At 67.1% G+C, this 18,375-nt stretch carries 25 protein-coding genes, 1 tRNA gene and 1 pseudogene; 8 read left to right on the top strand and 19 right to left on the bottom strand.

The window, feature by feature from the left end:
* Window positions 1-61: 61 nt before the first annotated feature.
* Together ACWGE0_RS36310 and ACWGE0_RS36305 are read right to left on the bottom strand one after the other, a co-directional pair.
* Window positions 62-2,668, bottom strand: coding sequence for an EAL domain-containing protein (locus ACWGE0_RS36310; protein WP_452265414.1), 2,607 nt, complete (start codon window positions 2,666-2,668; stop codon window positions 62-64).
* 160 nt (window positions 2,669-2,828) lie between these two features.
* The gene (locus ACWGE0_RS36305) at window positions 2,829-3,581 is read right to left on the bottom strand and encodes a PhzF family phenazine biosynthesis protein (RefSeq protein WP_452265413.1); all 753 of its coding nucleotides are present in this window, start codon (window positions 3,579-3,581) and stop codon (window positions 2,829-2,831) included.
* 29 nt (window positions 3,582-3,610) lie between these two features.
* On the opposite strand from ACWGE0_RS36305, the gene ACWGE0_RS36300 reads away from it, so the two are divergent.
* Together ACWGE0_RS36300 and ACWGE0_RS36295 are read left to right on the top strand one after the other, a co-directional pair.
* Window positions 3,611-4,429, top strand: a complete 819-nt coding sequence (locus ACWGE0_RS36300) for a GNAT family N-acetyltransferase (RefSeq protein WP_452265412.1) — start codon at window positions 3,611-3,613, stop codon at window positions 4,427-4,429.
* Window positions 4,430-4,569: 140 nt separating this feature from the next.
* The gene (locus ACWGE0_RS36295) at window positions 4,570-4,779 is read left to right on the top strand and encodes a hypothetical protein (RefSeq protein WP_452265411.1); all 210 of its coding nucleotides are present in this window, start codon (window positions 4,570-4,572) and stop codon (window positions 4,777-4,779) included.
* 111 nt (window positions 4,780-4,890) lie between these two features.
* Here ACWGE0_RS36295 and ACWGE0_RS36290 read toward each other — a convergent pair whose 3' ends face one another.
* The 3 genes from ACWGE0_RS36290 to ACWGE0_RS36280 all read right to left on the bottom strand — a co-directional run bounded on the left by ACWGE0_RS36290 (window position 4,891) and on the right by ACWGE0_RS36280 (window position 6,948).
* Entirely contained in the window at window positions 4,891-5,316 is a 426-nt protein-coding gene (locus tag ACWGE0_RS36290; RefSeq protein ID WP_452265410.1) for a carboxymuconolactone decarboxylase family protein, read from the bottom strand.
* Window positions 5,317-5,398: 82 nt separating this feature from the next.
* Complete coding sequence (locus ACWGE0_RS36285; RefSeq protein ID WP_452265409.1) at window positions 5,399-6,133, bottom strand: SDR family NAD(P)-dependent oxidoreductase; 735 nt, start codon at window positions 6,131-6,133, stop codon at window positions 5,399-5,401.
* Window positions 6,130-6,948: an NAD(P)-dependent oxidoreductase gene (locus ACWGE0_RS36280; RefSeq protein WP_452265408.1), complete on the bottom strand. Its 819-nt coding sequence runs from the start codon at window positions 6,946-6,948 to the stop codon at window positions 6,130-6,132. The genes ACWGE0_RS36285 and ACWGE0_RS36280 overlap by 4 nt, the downstream gene beginning before the upstream one ends.
* 83 nt (window positions 6,949-7,031) lie before the next feature.
* Here ACWGE0_RS36280 and ACWGE0_RS36275 point away from each other — a divergent pair, with 83 nt between their 5' ends.
* Window positions 7,032-7,385, top strand: a complete 354-nt coding sequence (locus ACWGE0_RS36275; protein ID WP_452265407.1) for a winged helix-turn-helix transcriptional regulator — start codon at window positions 7,032-7,034, stop codon at window positions 7,383-7,385.
* On the opposite strand, the gene ACWGE0_RS36270 is transcribed toward ACWGE0_RS36275, so the two are convergent.
* From ACWGE0_RS36270 to ACWGE0_RS36250, 5 genes are all read right to left on the bottom strand, one after another.
* Window positions 7,375-7,620 (bottom strand): hypothetical protein, encoded by a 246-nt coding sequence (locus ACWGE0_RS36270; RefSeq protein WP_452265406.1) that lies wholly within the window; start codon window positions 7,618-7,620, stop codon window positions 7,375-7,377. The two genes, ACWGE0_RS36275 and ACWGE0_RS36270, sit on opposite strands and share 11 nt — an antisense overlap.
* Window positions 7,602-7,844, bottom strand: a complete 243-nt coding sequence (locus tag ACWGE0_RS36265) for a hypothetical protein (protein WP_452265405.1) — start codon at window positions 7,842-7,844, stop codon at window positions 7,602-7,604. Before ACWGE0_RS36265 ends, ACWGE0_RS36270 begins: the two co-directional genes overlap by 19 nt.
* Window positions 7,841-8,518: a protein phosphatase 2C domain-containing protein gene (locus ACWGE0_RS36260; protein WP_452265404.1), complete on the bottom strand. Its 678-nt coding sequence runs from the start codon at window positions 8,516-8,518 to the stop codon at window positions 7,841-7,843. Before ACWGE0_RS36260 ends, ACWGE0_RS36265 begins: the two co-directional genes overlap by 4 nt.
* 12 nt (window positions 8,519-8,530) lie before the next feature.
* Entirely contained in the window at window positions 8,531-9,325 is a 795-nt protein-coding gene (locus ACWGE0_RS36255) for a toll/interleukin-1 receptor domain-containing protein (protein WP_452265403.1), read from the bottom strand.
* A 191-nt stretch (window positions 9,326-9,516) separates the two neighbouring features.
* Window positions 9,517-9,597 (bottom strand) — tRNA-Tyr (locus ACWGE0_RS36250).
* Between the two features lie 119 nt (window positions 9,598-9,716).
* Here ACWGE0_RS36250 and ACWGE0_RS36245 point away from each other — a divergent pair.
* Window positions 9,717-10,208, top strand: coding sequence for a YajQ family cyclic di-GMP-binding protein (locus ACWGE0_RS36245; RefSeq protein WP_319971329.1), 492 nt, complete (start codon window positions 9,717-9,719; stop codon window positions 10,206-10,208).
* Window positions 10,205-11,077, top strand: coding sequence for a glucose-1-phosphate thymidylyltransferase RfbA (rfbA, locus tag ACWGE0_RS36240; protein WP_452265402.1), 873 nt, complete (start codon window positions 10,205-10,207; stop codon window positions 11,075-11,077). The genes ACWGE0_RS36245 and rfbA overlap by 4 nt, the downstream gene beginning before the upstream one ends.
* Here rfbA and htpX read toward each other — a convergent pair.
* Genes htpX through ACWGE0_RS36220 form a run of 4 tightly spaced genes read right to left on the bottom strand, consistent with a single transcriptional unit; the run spans window position 11,074 to window position 13,367 of the window.
* The gene (gene htpX, locus ACWGE0_RS36235) at window positions 11,074-11,940 is read right to left on the bottom strand and encodes a zinc metalloprotease HtpX (protein WP_452265401.1); all 867 of its coding nucleotides are present in this window, start codon (window positions 11,938-11,940) and stop codon (window positions 11,074-11,076) included. The genes rfbA and htpX overlap by 4 nt on opposite strands.
* A gap of 19 nt (window positions 11,941-11,959) precedes the next feature.
* Window positions 11,960-12,424, bottom strand: a complete 465-nt coding sequence (locus tag ACWGE0_RS36230) for a 4Fe-4S binding protein (RefSeq protein WP_452265400.1) — start codon at window positions 12,422-12,424, stop codon at window positions 11,960-11,962.
* On the bottom strand, window positions 12,421-12,960 hold the full coding sequence (locus tag ACWGE0_RS36225) for an NADH-quinone oxidoreductase subunit C (RefSeq protein ID WP_452265399.1): 540 nt from the start codon (window positions 12,958-12,960) through the stop codon (window positions 12,421-12,423). Before ACWGE0_RS36225 ends, ACWGE0_RS36230 begins: the two co-directional genes overlap by 4 nt.
* Complete coding sequence (locus ACWGE0_RS36220) at window positions 12,957-13,367, bottom strand: NADH-quinone oxidoreductase subunit B (protein WP_452265398.1); 411 nt, start codon at window positions 13,365-13,367, stop codon at window positions 12,957-12,959. The genes ACWGE0_RS36225 and ACWGE0_RS36220 overlap by 4 nt, the downstream gene beginning before the upstream one ends.
* A gap of 225 nt (window positions 13,368-13,592) precedes the next feature.
* Here ACWGE0_RS36220 and ACWGE0_RS36215 point away from each other — a divergent pair, with 225 nt between their 5' ends.
* Complete coding sequence (locus ACWGE0_RS36215; RefSeq protein WP_452265397.1) at window positions 13,593-14,624, top strand: LysR family transcriptional regulator; 1,032 nt, start codon at window positions 13,593-13,595, stop codon at window positions 14,622-14,624.
* 24 nt (window positions 14,625-14,648) lie between these two features.
* Here the strand turns inward: ACWGE0_RS36215 and ACWGE0_RS36210 are convergent, their stop codons facing one another.
* Both ACWGE0_RS36210 and ACWGE0_RS36205 read right to left on the bottom strand, forming a co-directional pair.
* Entirely contained in the window at window positions 14,649-14,798 is a 150-nt protein-coding gene (locus ACWGE0_RS36210; protein ID WP_319971336.1) for a hypothetical protein, read from the bottom strand.
* Between the two features lie 147 nt (window positions 14,799-14,945).
* Window positions 14,946-15,296 (bottom strand): annotated as a pseudogene (locus tag ACWGE0_RS36205) (transglycosylase SLT domain-containing protein); the annotation flags it as partial.
* Between the two features lie 934 nt (window positions 15,297-16,230).
* Between ACWGE0_RS36205 and ACWGE0_RS36200 the strand changes: the two are divergent.
* The gene (locus ACWGE0_RS36200) at window positions 16,231-16,470 is read left to right on the top strand and encodes a hypothetical protein (RefSeq protein ID WP_452265396.1); all 240 of its coding nucleotides are present in this window, start codon (window positions 16,231-16,233) and stop codon (window positions 16,468-16,470) included.
* Here ACWGE0_RS36200 and ACWGE0_RS36195 read toward each other — a convergent pair.
* From ACWGE0_RS36195 to ACWGE0_RS36185, 3 genes are all read right to left on the bottom strand, one after another.
* A complete protein-coding gene (locus ACWGE0_RS36195; protein WP_452265395.1) occupies window positions 16,467-16,844 on the bottom strand; it encodes a hypothetical protein in 378 nt (125 codons plus the stop codon). The two genes, ACWGE0_RS36200 and ACWGE0_RS36195, sit on opposite strands and share 4 nt — an antisense overlap.
* A 210-nt stretch (window positions 16,845-17,054) precedes the next feature.
* Window positions 17,055-17,492 carry a MerR family transcriptional regulator gene (locus ACWGE0_RS36190; RefSeq protein ID WP_452265394.1) on the bottom strand — a complete coding sequence of 146 codons (438 nt, stop codon included), beginning with the start codon at window positions 17,490-17,492 and terminating at the stop codon, window positions 17,055-17,057.
* Window positions 17,489-17,836, bottom strand: a complete 348-nt coding sequence (locus tag ACWGE0_RS36185; RefSeq protein WP_452265393.1) for a hypothetical protein — start codon at window positions 17,834-17,836, stop codon at window positions 17,489-17,491. The genes ACWGE0_RS36190 and ACWGE0_RS36185 overlap by 4 nt, the downstream gene beginning before the upstream one ends.
* Window positions 17,837-17,923: 87 nt before the next feature.
* Between ACWGE0_RS36185 and coaD the strand changes: the two genes are divergently transcribed.
* Entirely contained in the window at window positions 17,924-18,334 is a 411-nt protein-coding gene (coaD, locus tag ACWGE0_RS36180) for a pantetheine-phosphate adenylyltransferase (RefSeq protein WP_452265392.1), read from the top strand.
* The last annotated feature ends 41 nt before the right edge of the window (window positions 18,335-18,375 follow it).

Here is an 18,375-nt window from a genome sequence, read left to right as displayed (position 1 = left end):
CTTGCCGAGCGAGGAGAACTCTACAACACCCGGCAACCAAGAACGAAATCCGGGGGGTGCCTTAGTGCACCAGCGTGAGCACCGTCTCATCGCGAGCACCCCTGACCTGCACCGTTCGGGCGCGCAGCCACGCCTCGAAGCGATCTTCGGAGAGCGGCCGGGAGATCAGGTAGCCCTGGGCGACATCGCAGCCCATGCCGACCAACTGGTCGCGCGCGGCGTCGTCCTCGACGCCCTCCGCCACGACCACGAGACCGAGCGAATGCCCGAGCTCCACGATCGACCGGACCACGGCCATGTCGCCGAGATCCGTGCCCATTCCGAGCACGAACGACTTGTCGATCTTGACCTCGTCCACCGGCAGCTGCCGCAGGTACGCGAGTGACGAGTAGCCGGTGCCGAAGTCGTCGACCGCCAGCACGACACCGATCGCGTGCAGGCGCCGCAGCACCGGCAGAGCGCGCTCGGGATCGGCCATGACGCCCGATTCGGTGAGCTCGAAGGTCAGCAGCCCGGACGGCACGTCGTGGCGTTCGAGAGCCGCCGACACGCGGTTCGGGAAGTCCTCGTCGCCCAGCGTCCGCACGGACAGGTTGACCGCGATGGACATCCGCAGCCCGCGGTCGAGCCAGCGGCGCACGCGTTCGAGAGCGCGGTCCATCACGAAGTCCGTCAGCACGTCCACGAGACCGGTGGCCTCGACGGCGGGCACGAACTCGTCGGGGTCGACACGGCCGAACTCCGGATGTGTCCAGCGCACCAACGCTTCCGCGCCCACGACCTGACGGGACGGCAGCGCCACCTTGGGCTGGTAGTGCACGGAGATCTGCCCGGTCTCGACGGCCTGGCGGAACTGCGTGACGAGCTGGAAGCGGCGCAGGAACAGGTGGCCCATCGAAGGCGCGTAGGCCTTCACCGGTGTGCCTTCCGACGTGGCGCGCACGGCGACATCCGCCCGCTGCAGCAACACGTCCGGGTCCGGGTCCTCGGTCTCGGAGTCCGCTTTGGACGCGTAACCGACGACCGCGGAGGCCTCGACCGTGAGCCGGTCGACGGGATAGGGCACGGAAAGCCCGGCGCGCAGCCGTTCCGCGATCTCGTGGGCCTCACCGGCACGCGAGTCGTCGAGGTACGCGGCGAACGCGCCGCCCTCCAGGCGTGCCAGCGGCACGTCGGCTCCGAGTGCGTCGCGCAGCCGGCGACCGGCGGCGACGACCATGCGGTTTCCCCAGGCCTGGCCCAGCGCATCGGACACCGTCGACAGGATGTCGAGGTCGATGCGCAGCACCACTCCCTTCTGGGATTCGCGCAACGGCTCGGCGCAGGCCTCGCGCAGACCCGGCCGGTTCAGCAGACCTGTCAGCGGGTCGTGGTAGGCGTCGTGGCGCAGACGGGCCAGCAGACGCCTGTTGTCGACGGCCGTCGCGAGGTGCGAGGCCAGGGTCCTGAGCAGCTGGATGTCGGCCTTGCCGAAACCGCGCCACCGGGACAACCGGTCGTGCGCCTCGACCGCGCCGAGCAGCTGGGTCGCGCCGCGCAACGGGACGACCAGTGCTTCTTGCGCATCACGGCGCAGCAGGGCCTCCGTGACGTCCTCGGTCGCGTCGGCCACGCGGTAATAACGGACGTGCGTGCCGGGCAGCTGGAGAACGGGGTCCTCGCGCACGGCTCGTGGGTCTGTCGCGGTCATCTCGTCGGGCAGCGGTTCGCCCGCGACGAGGGTGATCATGGCTTCCTGCGGGTCGGTGCGCAGGCGCAGCACGACCCTGTTCGCGTTGAGCTGCTCGCGGATGCGTTCCGCGATGAGCTGCCACTCGTCCTCTTCCACGCCCGTGGTGAGGTCGTCGTCGGGCTGGCGCGGTCCGGTGCCGTGCTGTCCCGACCTCGCGACACGAAGGCTGACCTCGCTCAACGCCTCCAGGTCGCGCTGTTCGCGCAGCAGTCCGGAGTAGGCGAGGTAGGTGGCCACGATGCCCGCGAGCACCAGGATGATCAGGGCGGCGCCCCACGGCGTGGTGGCGACGATCTGGTAGCCGACGAGGCCGGCCGAGGTGTTCAGCAACGCCACGACCAGCGTCTGCAGCACCAGACGGACGCTGTTGCCGACGCGCATCGACTTGCCCATGAGACGCAACGCGCAAAGGCCCAGCACGCTCGCGAGCAACGGCACGGTGATCGTGCCGACGAAGGCACCCGCCCAGAACGGCCCACCCGCGCCGATCATCCGGTTCACGGCCTCGGCGGCCGCGAACGCCACGGAGATCTCCATGAACATGAGGCCCGCGTTGTACACGGCGCGGTCCAGGATCCGGCGGCCGAGCAACGTGCCCACGCCGGCAACCACGTGCGCGGCGAGCACGACCTCGAACGGGGCTACCAGCAGCCCCAGCACCAGCGGAATCTCGGTGAAGGAGATCGTCCACGCGACGCCGCTGCGGACGTCGACGTTGATCGCGAGCTGCTCAGCCAGCAAAAAGCCGACTACGAGAAGGGGGCCGATCCAGAAGAGAGAGGTGGTCTCCCTCTCCGGCAGCCAGGCCGCGACCATGCCCGCGCAGACGACGCCTGCCACCAGGAGGGTGACGGCGAACGCGCTGAACGCGCGGTTGGTCGACTTGGCCGACCAGGCGGCCGAGTCCGACACGGGGGCCGACGCTCGGTCGGACATCCAGCCTCCTCGTCGGCCTGGGGTGGGGGGAACCTCTAGGCGTGACTGAGGGGTCCCGCACTTGGCGATCAGGACCCCTCCAGGGGCACCAATGTACCCCGCTCGGGGGACGAAATGGCAGGTCGAGCACGCCTGGTGACTTCGATTCACCCAGACGTGGCTACACGCTCAGGTGCCCCCGGAGCACCGTGACGGCCTGCCCCGAGAGCAGTACGCGATCTTGGGCGAGGGTGGCCCTGACGAACCCTCCACGGGGTGACGCCTGCTCCGCCAGCAGGTCAGCGCGCTGGAGCCGCGACACCCAATAGGACGCCAGCGTGCAGTGGGCCGAACCGGTGACGGGGTCCTCCGGGATGCCGACAGCCGGATAGAAGCATCGACTCACGATGTCCGCGTCGCCGTCGCCGACCGCCGTCACGATTACTCCGCGTGACGAGATCTGTGTCAGTCCTTGGACATCAGGTCGCAAGGAACGGACTTCCGCGGCGCTTTCCAACTCGATCAGGTAGTCGAAGCGCCCACGCGAGACCGACTTGATCGTCGCATGTGGAAGCGCCGCTGCTAGTCCGATTGGCGGGTCAGTCAACTCTGGAGGGTCCGCCGGGAAGTCCATCCGGATCCACCCATCGTCATATACGCATGTGAGGACTCCACTACGCGTGGTGAACTTCTGTTCACCGCCCAGGACGTGCGCGGTGGCAAGGGTGGCGTGCCCGCACAGGTCGACCTCGACCTCGGGCGTGAACCAGCGCAGGTGGTTGTCCGGGGTGACGAAGGCCGTTTCGGCGTGCTTCATCTCGGCGGCGACCTGCTGCATCCAGGCGTCGTCGCGCGGTTCGGTCAGGAGCACGACGCCGGCGGGGTTGCCCGCGAAAGGCTTGTCGGTGAACGCATCCACCACGCAGATCTCCACAGCCCGACCTTGCCATGCTCAGATGGGGCGTGGCCGAGACATTTTCCTACCGCGAGACAGACCCGGACTCCCTCCTGCTCACCTGGGGCGCTCGGCGCACGCACAGCCTGACGTGGCAGCCCGGCTGCGACCTGCCGGCGTTGCTGGACGAGTGGGAACACCGCCTCACCGGCCTGGACGACCCGGAGACCGTGGCGATCGTGACCGTGCCGAGCCACGAGACCGCCGCCGCGCTGCCGTTGATCCACCACGGCTTCGCGCCGCTGACGGTGATCGCCGAACGCCTCGCAGGACGTTCCCCCGCGCCGCGGTCGTCCGGCGTGCGCATCCGTCCCGCGACTTCCGCCGACCTGGACGTCGCCGTCGAGCTGAACATGCACACCGTCCGGTACGACGCGGCGTTCGGTCTGGTCACCGAACGCCCGAACACCGCGGAACATCTGCGGACCGCGCTGGCCGAGGTGCTCGGCCGCGACCACGACGCGATGTGGCTCGCCGTCCTGGACGACACGCCCGTCGGCATGATCTACGTCGACATGCCGCAGGACGCGGGATGGATGGAGCGCTTCGCCACGGCGCGCCCGTTCGCGTACCTCGGACATCTCGGCGTCCGGCCGGACGTGCGGGGCACCGGAGCGGGCAGCGCTCTCGCGGCGCACGCGCACTCCGTTCTGGACGACGCCGGCGTGGCGTCGACGCTGCTCCACCACGCGCTGCCGAACCCGCGCTCGACGCCGTTCTGGTACTCGAACGGCTACCGGCCGCGCTGGACGGTCTGGGCCCGCCGCCCCGCGCTGCGCTCTTCCACCGGCGTGTCTTCGCAACCCGAACGGCCTAGTGGGACATGATCTACCCGTTCACACAAGCGAAGAACCCGAACGAACCCGTACTTGTGGAACGAATCCGGCCTCTATATCGACAAAGGGGTAGCGGATTCGGACACCACACCTGGGGGGTCGAGATGGAACTCAGCGGAAGAGCAAGAGCGATGCTGCGGGCTGTCGCCGCGGGACGTGCCGAGGTCACAGGCGGCAGAGAGCCCGAGCTGTACGTCGACGGGCTGCCCTGCTGCGACCAAATGGCGACGCACGACCTCGTGCACGCCGGCTTGCTGCGCCCCATGCAGCCGACGAGTTTCGGTCTTCGCGTCTGCGCGGAACTGACCGACGACGGGCGAGCGGCACTCGCCGCCAGCTGACCGGCGCGTTGATCGCTCAATGATCGAACATCTGTTCGATATGGGGTATGCTCCGCGCTGAGGCCGGCACGCAAGAGAGAGGAAGCTCTTGCGCGCCGGCTTCAACCTTCGTCAGGCCACCTGCTGCTCCGTGGCGACGTTCATCCGGTTCCACAGGTTGATCGCCCCGATGGCGATCATGAGGCCCGCGAGCTGCTCCTCGCTGTAGTGCCTCGCCACCTCGTTCCACACGTCGTCGCTCACGTGCACGTGCGTCATCTGCTCGGCGAGCGCGAACCCTGCCTTCTCCGCCGCCGTGTAGTGCGGGACGTCCCTCCACTCGGCGACGGAGTCGACCTTCTCCTCCGCCACGTTCGCCTTGCGCAGCAGGTCGGAGTGGTACTCGATGCACCTGCCGCAGCCGTTCATGATGCTGACCCGCAGGCAGATCAACTCGACGTAGTCCTTGTCCAGTCCGGTTTTCTCGGCGGCCGCGGACAGGTCCAGAAGCGCCTTCATCGCGCCGGGCACGGACATGATCGGGTTGGCGATCCTCATCTTCGTTCTCCCTGTCTTCGTCGTCTTCTGCTTGGTCGACCCGGCAGGCGACGCGGATGTGACAGGTCCTTCGAAGATTTTCCTACGCGCTGAGCCCCTGACCGAGACCTCCGTCGACCGGCAGGTCCGCGCCCGTGGTGAAGGTGGCCTCGAACGCCAGGAAGAGCACCGCGTCGGCCACCTCGTTCGCGGCGCCGTGCCGTTTGAGCGGCGTGATCTCGTCGCCTTCCCGCTTGAAGGCCTCCAGAACGTCCTGCGACACACCGGTCACGCCCATCGACGGCGTGTCGATGAAGCCGGGACTGACCACGTTGACCCGGACGTTGCGCGGTGCCAGCTCCGCCGCGAACGACCTGCCGAACGACCGCACGGCCGCCTTGGCCCCGGAGTAGACGCTCAGCGCCTTCGCACCGCCGGTCTGCGCGATCGACGTGGTGAAGACGATCGACCCGCCTTCTTCGATGAGCGGCGCCAGCTGCTGCGCGGTGAAGAACGCGCCTTTGGTGTTCACGTCGAACGTGCGGTCGTAGTCGTCGGGCGTGACGTCCGCGAATTCGTACAGCGTCGCGTAGCCGACGTTGATGAAGAGCAGGTCGATGCCGCCCAGCCGCTCTTCGACCTCCTGCCTGAGCTTGGTGATGTCCTCGAGGCTCGCCGCGTCCGAGGCGATGGCGTGCGCCTTGATGCCCTCGGCCTTCTCCGTCGTGCGGCCCGTGAGCAGCACTTCGGCACCGCCCTCGATCAGCTTGTCGACCACCGCACGACCCATGCCGTGCGTACCGCCCGTGACGACGGCCTTCTTCCCCAGGTACTTCACTTCCGGATCACCTCGATGACACTCGCGATGCTGTGCGCGCCGTGGCCGTTGCGCTGGGCTCGTTCGAACAGGTCGTGCAGGGCCTGCGGAATCGTGGTGTCGAGGCCTTGTTCCCGGTTGGCCTCGGTGAGCAGGCGCAGTCCCGACACGTTGATGTCCAAGGCGGACACATCGGTCTCGTAGTTCCTGTGCTGGGTGACCTCGCCCATCTCGGGCAGCATGGCGCCGAGCTCGGTCAGCCAGTCCGCGACCATCGGCGTGAACCGCTCCGGCGCGATGCCCTCGGTGCCCATCAACGCGACCGCCTGCAGGTAGCCGCCGAAGGCCGCCCACATGATGCCGAGCAGGGCCAGGTCGTAGAGCGCCGCCAGTCCCGCGTCCGCACCCACGTGGACGGGCTCGCCGAACACGTCGAGCACGTGGTGGTTCTCGTTGCCGCTGAACAGGATCCGCGCCTTCGGTGTGCCGACCTGCTGCGGCACGGCCATGATCACACCGTCGACGTACTCGACACCGTTCTCCTTCGCCCACCGCGCAGTGGCACGGGCCTGTTCCGGCGTACCGGACGTCAGGTTGACCAGAATCTTGATCTCGTCGGTGAGCAACGGCTGCTGAACGTCGTAAGTGGACAGACAGGTGACAACGACGTCACTCTTGAACGCTTCTCCAGGCGTGGCAACACTTCTGGCGCCCGCCAACGTCTTGGGCGTGCGGTTCCACGTGGTCACTTCATAGCCCTCGTTCACGAGAGCGGTGGCGAGCGCGCCGCCCATCCGGCCGAGGCCGAGCACGCTCACGGTTTTCTTGATCCCCATGCCCGCAATGCTGGTTCTGCCACTGTCATTGCGACAAGTACCTACTATTTAGTCAGGTACCCACCTTTTGGTAAGGATCCTGGATGAAGCCACGACAGTACGCATGCGGCCTCGACGCGGCGATCGACGTGATCGGCGGACGCTGGAAAGCACTGATCCTCTGGGCACTGCACCACGGCCCGATGCGCACCGGCGAACTGCGCCGGTCCGTGTCGGGCATCAGCGAGAAGATGCTCATCCAGGTGCTGCGCGAGATGGAGTCGGACGAGATCGTGCACCGCGAGGTGTTCCACGAGGTGCCGCCACGCGTCGAATACTCGTTGACACCGCTGGGAGTCCGCCTGAACGACGCGCTGCTGCCGTTGGGCGGCTGGGGCGAGGACAACATGAAGGCGATCGCGCGCCGCCGAGGCGTCGAACCAGCGCCTAGGCATTGAGCAGCAGGCGCTCGGCCCACTGCGGAAGTTCATGACCTCGGGCCGCGGCGGCCTCCCGCACCCGGACCCGGAGCGGTCCGGGCAGCCGCGCGACGTCCAGCCGTTGCTTGATCCGGCTCTTGTCGACGAGCAGAATCCGGGCCGCTCCCGCGTCGTGGCGTTCGCCTGCCTGCTCGTCCTGGAGCGCCATGACGATCTCCGCGATCGGCACGTCCCTCAGAACCAGTCCGGGCACGTCCTCGTAGGGCGGCTTGCCGACACCGGCCGCGCACCAGGCCAGCCGTTCCGGTCGTTCGGCCGATGGCAGCCCTGGGCCGGGCAGGCCGTGTTCCTCCAGCCAGTGCGGTCGCGGTCCTCAGCGCGTGACAGATCGACGAGGGTCTCGCCGTGCCACTCGATCTCGGAGACGCGGACGCTCGCGGCACCGCGCAGTACGTCGTCCAGCGCCGAGAACGTCATCGGTCGAGATAAACGACAGTCGCGTCGTCGGAAACCTTCGTGCGCGGCCAGTCGACGGCCTTGGAGTCTTCCTTTTCGACCTGACGCATCTTGCGGATCAGGTCGTCCGGCCCGTTGGCAGCCATCAGTTCGAGCGCCTTGGGCCAGTCGAAGAGGTTGAACAGGTCCACCGCCCGCGCGGCACCGTCGGAGAGGATCGCGACGCGCCGCACGTCCTGCAACGGCACCTCGCCCGTGAGCGCGTGCTCGACGTCAGCAGGCTTCGCGCCGGCTGTGCGGTTGGTCTGCGTGTCGCTCACGACGAGCAACTCGCGCTTGGTGTCGACCACAACGGTGGCGTCCCCGAGCACCAGGTAGCGCAGCACGCCGTCCTTGATCTGAACCAGCCCGACGGCCGCACTGGGGCTGTCCGGATGATCGAGATCGCAGCCGCCGCCGTGCAGCGCCGCGGTCTGCTCGACGGCCCCTGCCAGCGCCGCAGCGGGATCGAGGTGCGCGACCCGGAGGATTTCGGCGGACAATTGATCGGCGAACCAGCCGACGCCGTGCTCGCAGCCGGTCTCCGGCTTCGCGGTCACACCGTCGAGCACGGCGAGGAGGTTCGGCCCGACCAGCGCGCGATCCTCGCTGGGCGCCGTCGTCCGGCCTGCCTCTGTCGCCATCTGCGTGCGCACGCGCCGATCCTGTCACGGGCGATATTGCTCGATCAACTCCAGATATCTGTCTCTTCCGTAGAGGACGAACCTGTATTTCCGCCCGGACCTGGTGTGCACGGTGAAGCCGGGCGGAAGAACACCGACCGTGAACGTGGCGACACTCTGAACATCCGCGAGACTGATTTCTATTCGCTCAGCCTTGAAGTTGAATGCGTGAGCTTCGAAGAGAAGCCGGAGATCCGTCAGCGTGAGACGACCTCCCACCTGAACAAATCCGAACACGAGCCGAGAAGCGCTCCTCTTTTCGAGAATCTCCTCACCCGTGCCCCGCAGATCGAACTGCTGCCTGATGATGGCGTCACTGAAGTGGCGACGATAGTACGGCTGAAGCAGCTCGCTCTCCGGAGCTTCCACCGGCAGTCCCGGATCAGGAACCGTCGGAGCAGCCACCAGCACGCCCTTGAGCAGCGATGACACCGCCACCTCCGTGGGACCACCGGTGAAGTCGGCGAACTGGATGGCCCGCAACACCGCGTGCTCCTGCCCACCCGCACGAACGAGCACCGGAACAACCGGCTTGCACATTCGGGTCGCCACGGACAACTCCCAGAGACACCACTGAGACAGGAGCATCTCCGGCGTCACGATGCAGACAAACCTGTCGCATTTCTCAATCTTCTCCCTGATCATCCCCTTCCAGGTCTGCCCCGGCAGCAGTTCCCAGTCGATCCAGACGTCGTATTGGGCCTCGATGAGCAGGTTCGCGATTTGCCGCGCATCTTGGACATCACGCCTGGAGTAGGAGATGAACACGTCCACCAGCATCGCCGATCGTCGAACAATGGGCTTCGGTCGGCAGGATCGTAGCGACAGACCGGCTCGACCTGCGGTGGCGCGGCGCGACGGCTCAAGCCCGAAGTGGCTGCGTCACGCCCGATGCCCAAGTCGCACTCGACCGGGCAACACTACAAAGGCCCTGTGACCAGTTGACCTGGTCACAGGGCCTTCATCCTGTGTGGCGGGTAGAGGATTCGAACCTCTGTAGCTTTCGCGACGGATTTACAGTCCGCTCCCATTGGCCGCTCGGGCAACCCGCCCCACACCGTCGTAACGGTGCGGGCAGAACAATACATAACCCCTTCGGGAGTCCCCAAATCGGGGTACCCCAGTAGCATCGACGCTGGCTGTGACCCCGAGATCGTTGAGGAGTGAAGTCGTGGCGGACCCGTCGTTCGACGTGGTGAGCAAGGTGGACCGGCAGGAGGTCGACAACGCGCTCAACCAGGCGGCCAAGGAGCTGAGCACGCGCTTCGACTTCCGCGGGACCAACACCACCGTGGCCTGGGCCGGTGAGGAGGCGATCGCTTTCTCCTCCGAGACCGAGGAGCGGTGCAAGGCGGCGATCGACGTCTTCCAGGAGAAGCTGGTCAAGCGCAACATCTCGATGAAGGCGTTCGAGATCGGCGAGCCCGCGGTGTCCGGAAAGGTGTTCAAGGTCACGGGAAATCTCGTGCAAGGCATCACTTCGGAGAAGGCCAAGGAGATCGCCAAGAAGATCCGCGACGAGGCGCCCAAGGGCGTGCAGGCGCAGATCCAGGGTGACCAGTTGCGGGTGTCCGGCAAGAAGAAGGACCACCTGCAGGACGTCATCGCCCTGCTGAAGGGTTCCGACTTCGGCATCGCCCTCCAGTTCACCAACTACCGGTGAAGGGCATCGTTCTCGCCGGTGGCAGCGGCACGCGCCTGCACCCGATCACGCAGGCCGTCTCCAAGCAGCTGCTGCCGGTGTACGACAAGCCGATGATCTACTACCCGCTGTCGGTGCTCATGCTGGCCGGCATTCGCGAGGTGCTGATCATCTCGACGCCCACGGACCTGCCGCAGTTCCGCCGGCTGCTGGGCGACGGATCGCAGTGGGGCATGAGCTTCTCGTACGCCGAGCAGGCCGCGCCGAACGGGCTCGCGGAGGCGTTCATCATCGGCGCGGACTTCGTCGGGGACGACGACGTGGCGCTGGTGCTGGGCGACAACATCTTCTACGGCCAGGGTTTCTCCACCACGCTGCAGCAGCAGGTGTCCTCTTTGGACGGCTGCGTGCTGTTCGGGTACCAGGTGAAGGACCCCGAGCGGTACGGCGTGGGCGAGGTCGACGCGACCGGCAAGCTGCTGTCCATCGAGGAGAAGCCCGCGCAGCCGAAGTCGAACCGGGCGATCACCGGGCTCTACTTCTACGACAACGGCGTGGTGGACATCTCCCGCAACCTCAAGCCGTCGCCGCGTGGCGAGCTGGAGATCACCGACGTCAACCTGCACTACCTGCGCGAGGGCCGGGCGCAGCTGGTGGACCTGAGCCGCGGGTTCGCATGGCTCGACACCGGCACGCACGACTCGCTGCTCGAGGCTGGGCAGTTCGTGCAGGTGCTGGAGCACCGGACCGGTGTGCGCATCGCGTGTCCTGAGGAGATCGCGCTGCGCATGGGCTTCATCTCGGCCCAGGAGTGCTACGCGCTCGGCGAGAAGCTCGGCAAGTCCGGGTACGGCGAGTACCTCATGGCCGTGGCGACGGCAGGGCGTTAGCCGGCCCGGCGCGCCATCTCTTCCAGCCTGCGGATGCGGTCGGCGATCGGCGGGTGGGTCGAGAACCACTTCGCGAACTGCTCCCCCGAACGGAACGGGTTCGCGATCATCAGGTGGCTCTGCGACACCACCTCCGGCTCCGGTGCGAGCGGCGCCGCCCGCGTCCCCAGGTCGATCTTGTGCAACGCGCTGGCCAGTGCCAGCGGGTCGCCGGTGAGCTCGGCGCCGGACGCGTCGGCCTGGAACTCGCGCGAGCGGCTCACGGCCAGGCGCACCACGGTCGCGGCGATCGGGCCGAGCAACGCGATCAGCAGCAGGCCGACCGGGCCTGGGCCGTCGTCGTCATCGCCGCCGCCGAAGATCCCGGCGAACAGGGCCAGGTTCGCGAGCATCGTGATCACGCCGGCCAGCGCACCGGCCACGCAGCTGATCAGGATGTCGCGGTTGTAGACGTGTGCGAGCTCGTGGGCGAGCACGGCGCGCAGTTCACGTTCGTCGAGCAGGTCCAGGATGCCCGTGGTGCAGCACACGGCGGCGTTGCGCGGGTTGCGGCCCGTCGCGAACGCGTTCGGTGCGACGGTCGGGCTCAGGTACAGCCTCGGCATGGGCTGGCGAGCCTTGAACGAGAGCTCCCGCACGATCGCGAAGAGCACGGGCTGCTCCACCTGCGACACCTGCTGGGCCCGCATCGCCCGCAGCGCGAGCTTGTCGGAGTTGAAGTACGCGTAGGCGTTCACGCCCAAGGCCAGCAGCAGGCCGATGACCAGTGCCGTCCGTCCGAACAGGCCGCTGATCACCACGATCAGCGCGCTCATCCCGCCGAGCAGCACGGCCGTCTTCAACCCGTTGATGTGCTTGTGCACGGTTTTGCCTCCGGGTCTTTTACGTCCTACCTCTCAACGAACCGGGCCGCCTGCCAGTTCCGCTGGCCGTTTCCGGCGCGGCCTCTGCTGCCGGGTCGAGCGGTGGTGGCGGTGGCACCTTCTCCACCCACGTGGCCAGCACGTCCCGTTCGTGGACCAGCTCCGCGACGGCGCCCTCGCCCTCGATCGAGCCCGTTCCCGGATAGCCGAACTCCGGTGCCCAGTGCAGGGCGTCGAACGGGCAGACCTCGACGCAGATGCCGCAGTACAGACACTGGCCGTAGTCGATCGCGAACCGGTCGAGCACGTTGCGGCTGCGCGGGCGGGCGCTTCCCGGCTGTTCCTCGACTTCGGTGTGGCTCGTGATGTGGATGCACCAGTCAGGACACTCGCGCGCGCAGATCATGCAGACCGTGCAGTTGGCGTCCAACAGCGCGATGACGCCCCTCGTACGCGGCGGAAGGCTGTTTTCTGGCCCGGTCACGACTGCTCCTCTTCACGGCGCGGACCCCAGGACGGGTCCGGCACTCCGGGTGGTGCGGTGCGGCGGCGGCTCGGGGCACTGGTGTTGTCCTCGCCGGGTTCAAGACTGCCTGGCCATGGGCGCACGACCCGTGAGACCAGCACGAAGTCCTTGCGCAGCGGGTGGCCCTGGAAGCTGTCCGGCAGCAGCAGGTGCTCCGGTTCGCTGCCGACGGTGATCCCGAACATCTCCGCGGCCTCGCGCTCGTGCCAGTGTGCGCCCTTCCAGAGGTGGGCGACGCTCGGCAGCGCGTCGTTCTCGGCGATCTCGGTCCGCAGCATGACGCCTTCGCGTGTCTGCGGGTTGATGACGTGCAGGAACACCGCGTGGCGTTGACCTGCGGCTCCCGGCCGACCCGCGTCCTCGACGCCGAGCCAGTCGAACATGGTGCAGCCGCTGTCGTGGTGCTCGGTCGCGGTGGTGAGCCAGTCGGCGAGCTCGACGTGGTGGACGGTCTGACCGAAAGCCGTCTTGGGCGCCGTTTTCGGGGCGGTCATGCGTTCACCAGCTTGTGCAGCGCCTTGAGGCCTTCGAGCAGGGCTTCCGGGCGCGGCGGGCAGCCGGGAACGGCGACGTGGACCGGCAGGGCCTGGTCGATCCCCTTGGTGACGCTGTAGGAATCCCAGTACGGGCCGCCGGTGTTGCTGCAGGCGCCCACGGAGATCACGTAGCGGGGTTCGGGCATGGCCTCGTAACTGCGGATCACAGCAGGCAACATGACGTCGGTGACGGTGCCGGAGACGACGAGAACGTGTGCCTCGCCCGCGCCGTCGACCGGCGTGACGCCGAGGTCGGGAAGGCGGTCGAGAGCTGCCATCACTTCGACCCCGCAGCAGGCGAGTCCGAGTTCGAGCACGGTGACCTGGTAGGTGGTGCCCCATTCCAGGCGAGCGGAAGCCGTCACAACTGGCGAGGGTAATACTTGGGGGCCTGCCGGCTTGCGCCTGGCAGACCCCCACCCCCCAATGATTCCCCCCGGAATCGGCTCCCACGCGTGGTCGCCGGAGATAGCTTTGTACACCGCCCGATAAGAGTCCAGAGATTTACCAACAGGATCTGCAGATAATTTCCCTGCGAAATGCGGTCAAGTTCAGTTCAACTGATCGGTAGAACATCAGAGAGGGTCTCGATGTCCGGCTCGTCCCAGTTGGTGCTCCCCACGAGCACCACCCTGCACCGCCTGCTGAACATGCCTCCTGCCCTGCTGGACACCACGATGGACCAGCTCAGGACGTTGCTGACGGTGCACGAGACCCGGTCGGCGCTGCGGGCGGCGAGGGCGTTGGGACGCGAGCAATCAAGCGTGCAGAAGCAGCTGGACACGTTGAACAGGAACTTCCAGCAACTGTGCGGCGAACCGCTCGTGGTGAAGCAGGGACGCGGAAGAGACGTGCTGTTCACGCCGACTGGTGAGTCGCTCGTCGAATTGGCACGGGACACCCTCGCGGAGTGGCTCGACGGAATTCACGAGTGCCGCCGCAAGCTCGGCACGACCGTCACCGTCGGCACGACGCGATACATGCTCGACACGCTCGCGAAGGCGTGGCACCACGTCGCGGACGAGTTCCGCGAGCGCGACGTGGACCTCAAGGTCGTGCACATCCGCACCAAGGACATCTGGACGAAGCTCGAGACGCAGGAGGTCGACATCGTGTGCGGCAGCGTCGTGACGCGGGCCGGCGCGGACTGGGAGCGGCCCGAGTTCGACGTGATCGAGTGGCGCCGCGGCGGGCTGGCGTTGCTGACGAATCTGCCGGAGACGGTTGTCGGCGACCGCGTGCGGGTACCTCAGCTGAGATCGGTCCCGTTGGTCGTGCCGGGGGCGGGGCTGATCGCCGAGTTCCTGCGGGGCTGGTTCGGGCCGGACTACCGCCAGGGGCTCGACATCGCGGCCGAGATCGACGAGATCCAGTACGGCATCTCGCTGCTGCGCTCGAACCTCGTCCAGGGAGCCATGATCGTGACGTCTGGTTTGGGCGTGGTGGCGTCGAACAACGAGCTCCGGGAGGGAGGCGGCCTCCGGGTCGTCGAGCTCGCAGATGACTCGATGGAGCGGCTTGTGGGCGTTTTCGCCCGAACGGACGAGCTGTCGAAGCATCCGGCGGATCACCCGCTGAACCTGCTGTGGTCGGCCTTCAAAGCAGAAGCGCCCCGGCCGTAGCCGAGGCGCTTCCGATGTTTCCTGCTACTTCTTCGCGGGTGTCATGGCGTCGTGCTCAGGCCTCCGCTGTTCGACTTTGGGACGCTGCTGGGCTTTGGCCATCTTGGCCAGCCAGTTCGTCGCCTCCGAGCGGACCTTCGCCAGCTCGTCGTCGCGTGCCTGTTGCTCGTTCATCGGCCACTCCCTGCGTTCGGGGATCGCTTCGATGGGAGCACTACCGGGCGTGTGCCCGCTAGGGCCGCCATGCTTGTGGGTGAACCTGATTGACAGCATCGCTCGTCGATACGTTTCACGCACCCCGACACGGCGCGATTGGCCCCTTTAGTACCCCCGGTACCCGCCACCCAGGTTCATGGAAACCAACCCTGGGTGGTTGTTGAAGCCGCCGTAGCGGGCGTAGGTGTAGCGAACGCCCGCGATGATGTTGTCTACCGGCGCGAGGATGTTGTCGTAACCGGCCAGCTTGTAGGCCCGGAACGTCGGGTCGATGCACTGCATGAGGCCCTTGGACGGCGTGCCGCGCATCGCGTTGGAGTCCCAGTTGTTCACGGCGTTGGGGTTGCCGTTCGACTCCTTCATGATGATCGTGTAGATCTCATCGACGCTGCCGTTGTCGATGTTCGTGCCGTTGGCCTGCAGGACCTTGATGGCTTCCTTGATCCAGCCCTCGACCTCGCGCTGCTTGGCCGGCTTGCGCATCTCGATCTGACGCTCGGCCTCGGCCTTGGCGGCCGCCTCGCGCTGAGCGTGCGCGTCCGCGGCGACCTTCGTGGCCTGCTCGAAGGTCTGCATGGCGTACATCTGCTGGAACTGCAGCAGACGACCGACCTCACCACCGGGGTTGACGTCGTGGATCGTCTGGATCGACTTCACCTGCTGGTCGGGAATGGCACCCAGCTCGGCCGCACCTGCGGCCAGTTCCGTCGAGGACCCGCTGGTCGCGGCGTTGGCGATGGCGGCGGTGCCGGCGGCGACACCTGCTGCGACGACGATGGCGCTCACGCGGTGGGCGAGCGGAACCTTGTCGTCCTCGACGCGATGTGCGCCGGGTTTCACTTCAGCTGTGGGCACGACCGTGTACACGGTTCGGCCGGCGGCCTTGCTGTGCCGGGCCAAGGGGGAGCCTCCTGCGTCGGGGAGCTTGGTCTCCGGCAAACCCGGGCGGGGGATTCCTGGGGGACTTTGGACCCTTGGTGCTGTGGTTCCTGTGTCCTGCCGGTGACCAAACCGTTATCGGCGGGCGAGAACGTAACCTCGCGTCACGAGCGCAGGCAAGCTTGAGCGCCCGTTGGGTGACTCTCGTCACGTTTCCGATGAGTCGGGCTATCCGTTGCTGACAGACAGTCAGCGAGCCGCTTGCATCCTGTTTAAGTTCATCGTTGCCTCCTGACGAACTGGCGGAGCTGTCTGTTAGTTCGGTGTGAGCCCGGCTCTCGTTATGGGTTACGTCCACGACCACGCGATCGAGTGATGCGATCACGCTTCGTAGTGTTGTTGGGGTGTGTGGGGCTGACCTGCGCGGACTTGATCGCTGGACAGCGTCTTCTGCCGTTCTGAAGAGGGGTACGGAGAGAGCGCTTCAGCGGTTCACGGCACTATGAATCTCATGGGGGACCACGATCGTGAGGCCGCGCGCCGAGCCGTGCGCGAGGCACGGCTCGAGGCAGCGCGGCCCTGGTGGCAGAAGCGCTTCTTCGCCTGGCTGACCGCTGTCCCACGGCGTTTCTGGCGAGGACTCAAGTGGTGGGGCACCGAACTGGGCGAAGTGCTGCTCTGGTGGGCCGCGCTGGGCCTGCTGTTCGCCGTCGGGCTGCTCGCCTGGTGGGCCTGGCGGACGCTGTTCTAACGACGGCGCCGCTGCTCCAGCGCCTTGAGCACCCAGTCAGGGCTGTCGCCGGGGCTCTCGTTGAACGCGATCGCGGCGTCCGGCTGGTGCCAGTGCACCAGGTTGACCACGGTCTGGAAGAGCTCGAGCAGCCCCGGCCCCTTGCGGATGCCACCGCCGACCAGCACGGCGTCGTACTGCTTCAGCTTCAGCTGCTCGACGATCTTGGCCTGGGCGCGGCCGTCCAGTTCGGCGAAGTCGATGAGGAGCAGTTCCTGGTTCAGGCCCAGCTCGGCGAACGCCTTGCTGCCTTGCTCGATGCCGGCGGCCACGGGAGCCGGGTCGAAGCCGGGGATGGTGTACGGATCGAAGCCGATCGAAAGGATGTTGGGCACTCCCCCGAGGCTAGGCCTTCGGAGGCGTCGGTGACGCCTGCCCGTTCTTCCGTGGGTAGCGCTACCTGGACTGGACGCTCGAGGACCCGGCGGGGCAGGACACGGCTCAGCAGGAGCAGTTGCCGTCCGCACATGCCGCGACGGCGAACCCGCCGATGGCCTTGCTGCTGCGCGGCGGAGCCGTAGTGGGTTCGCTCGACTGGTGCGCGGTCATCGACGCTCTCCATGGGGGTCGGCCAGTTCGGCGAACGGCAGTGGGCAACACGAGCTGGCCGCACACGCCACGAGGTCGTCGCAGCCGGCGTCCAGTGCGTCGAGCAGCGACGTGCGGATGGTGTTGAGGTCGGAGATGCGCGCCTCCACTTCTTCGAGCTTGGCGCGGGCGCGAGATTGCAGTCCGAAGTCAGCGGCTCCATGCCGATGACGGCCGGCATCGAGCAGGTCGGCGACCTCCTCGAGGGTGAAGCCGAGTCGTTGGGCAGCCTTGATCACCCGCAGCGTCGTCACGGCTTCTGCCGGGTACATCCGGTGGCCGCCCAGCGAGCGCTCCGGTTCGGCCAGCAGGCCGCGGCGCTCGTAGTAGCGCAGGGTCTGGATGTTCACCCCGGCCGCCTCGGCGACCTGGCCCGTGCGCAGCAGGTCCGTCATCTGCCTACTCCTGACGCGCGGGGTTCGAGGCCGTCAAGCACGTCCGTGTGGGCGGGAGGAACCTCGACATCGAGGTGAAGCGCCTGCTCAGCGTGAACGAACGTGAAGACGAAGAACGAACAGCACTGGCTTTCCCTCGCGGTGAGATCCCGTGCGGTCGCCTCCACCTCCGCGCCGGCCTTGAGCGTCAGCCGCAAGTGCGTTCCGTCCGCCCGCTGCACGTCGGTCAGAGCTGCCGTGAAGAGGGCGTCGAACTCGGCGATCCGCAGCGGCTGCTGAGCGGTCGGGAGGGTGCAGGCCTGCGGCGCCCAGGCCTGGCCCCTGTCGGTCTCCGTGGTGGCCATGTTCCGACGGTAAACCCGTACCCCGGTACAGGATGCAAGTCTGATCCAGGGCCTGCCACTGACCACCGATCGCTAGCATCGCAAGCCATGCGCGCCGTCTTCCCCGGCTCCTTCGACCCGGCCACGCAGGGACACCTCGCCGTGGCGCGTCGGGCCGCGGGCATGTTCGACGAGGTCGTCATGTGCGTGCTGACCAACCCGATGAAGACCGGCCGGCTCCCCCTCGCCGAACGACTGGCCTTGCTGGCGGACATGACCAGCGACCTGGCCAACCTCACGGTGGACTCCAGTGCGGGCCGGCTACTGGTCGACTACTGCCGCGGGGCGGGGGTCGACGTGATCGTGCGCGGCGTGCGCACTGGAGCCGACCTGGAGCGCGAGTTGCCGATGGCTCAGATGAACCGTCACCTGAGCGGCCTCGAAACGCTCTTCGTCCCGACCGATCCCGCGCAGGCGTACATCTCCTCCACCGCCGTCGTGGCGACGGCGCGGCGGTAGCGACGAAATCTGCGCTGGTGAAGGCCCGTTTCGGACCTTCA

The sequence above is a fragment of the Lentzea sp. NPDC054927 genome, from assembly GCF_053610285.1.
The sequence above is the reverse complement of the archived record's forward strand: the minus strand, read 5'-3'. Positions and strand labels throughout refer to the sequence as shown.

Coding starts and splice junctions, on each gene's coding strand:
- ACWGE0_RS36200 (WP_452265396.1), top strand. CDS start 16,231: ATGGGGGACCACGATCGTGAGGCCGCGCGCCGAGCCGTGCGCGAGGCA.
- ACWGE0_RS36190 (WP_452265394.1), bottom strand. CDS start 17,492: ATGACGGACCTGCTGCGCACGGGCCAGGTCGCCGAGGCGGCCGGGGTG.
- ACWGE0_RS36185 (WP_452265393.1), bottom strand. CDS start 17,836: ATGGCCACCACGGAGACCGACAGGGGCCAGGCCTGGGCGCCGCAGGCC.
- coaD (WP_452265392.1), top strand. CDS start 17,924: ATGCGCGCCGTCTTCCCCGGCTCCTTCGACCCGGCCACGCAGGGACAC.
- ACWGE0_RS36225 (WP_452265399.1), bottom strand. CDS start 12,960: ATGACCGCCCCGAAAACGGCGCCCAAGACGGCTTTCGGTCAGACCGTC.
- ACWGE0_RS36310 (WP_452265414.1), bottom strand. CDS start 2,668: ATGTCCGACCGAGCGTCGGCCCCCGTGTCGGACTCGGCCGCCTGGTCG.
- ACWGE0_RS36210 (WP_319971336.1), bottom strand. CDS start 14,798: ATGAACGAGCAACAGGCACGCGACGACGAGCTGGCGAAGGTCCGCTCG.
- ACWGE0_RS36275 (WP_452265407.1), top strand. CDS start 7,032: ATGAAGCCACGACAGTACGCATGCGGCCTCGACGCGGCGATCGACGTG.
- ACWGE0_RS36265 (WP_452265405.1), bottom strand. CDS start 7,844: ATGACGTTCTCGGCGCTGGACGACGTACTGCGCGGTGCCGCGAGCGTC.
- ACWGE0_RS36215 (WP_452265397.1), top strand. CDS start 13,593: ATGTCCGGCTCGTCCCAGTTGGTGCTCCCCACGAGCACCACCCTGCAC.
- ACWGE0_RS36290 (WP_452265410.1), bottom strand. CDS start 5,316: ATGAGGATCGCCAACCCGATCATGTCCGTGCCCGGCGCGATGAAGGCG.
- ACWGE0_RS36280 (WP_452265408.1), bottom strand. CDS start 6,948: ATGGGGATCAAGAAAACCGTGAGCGTGCTCGGCCTCGGCCGGATGGGC.
- ACWGE0_RS36255 (WP_452265403.1), bottom strand. CDS start 9,325: ATGCTGGTGGACGTGTTCATCTCCTACTCCAGGCGTGATGTCCAAGAT.
- ACWGE0_RS36295 (WP_452265411.1), top strand. CDS start 4,570: ATGCTGCGGGCTGTCGCCGCGGGACGTGCCGAGGTCACAGGCGGCAGA.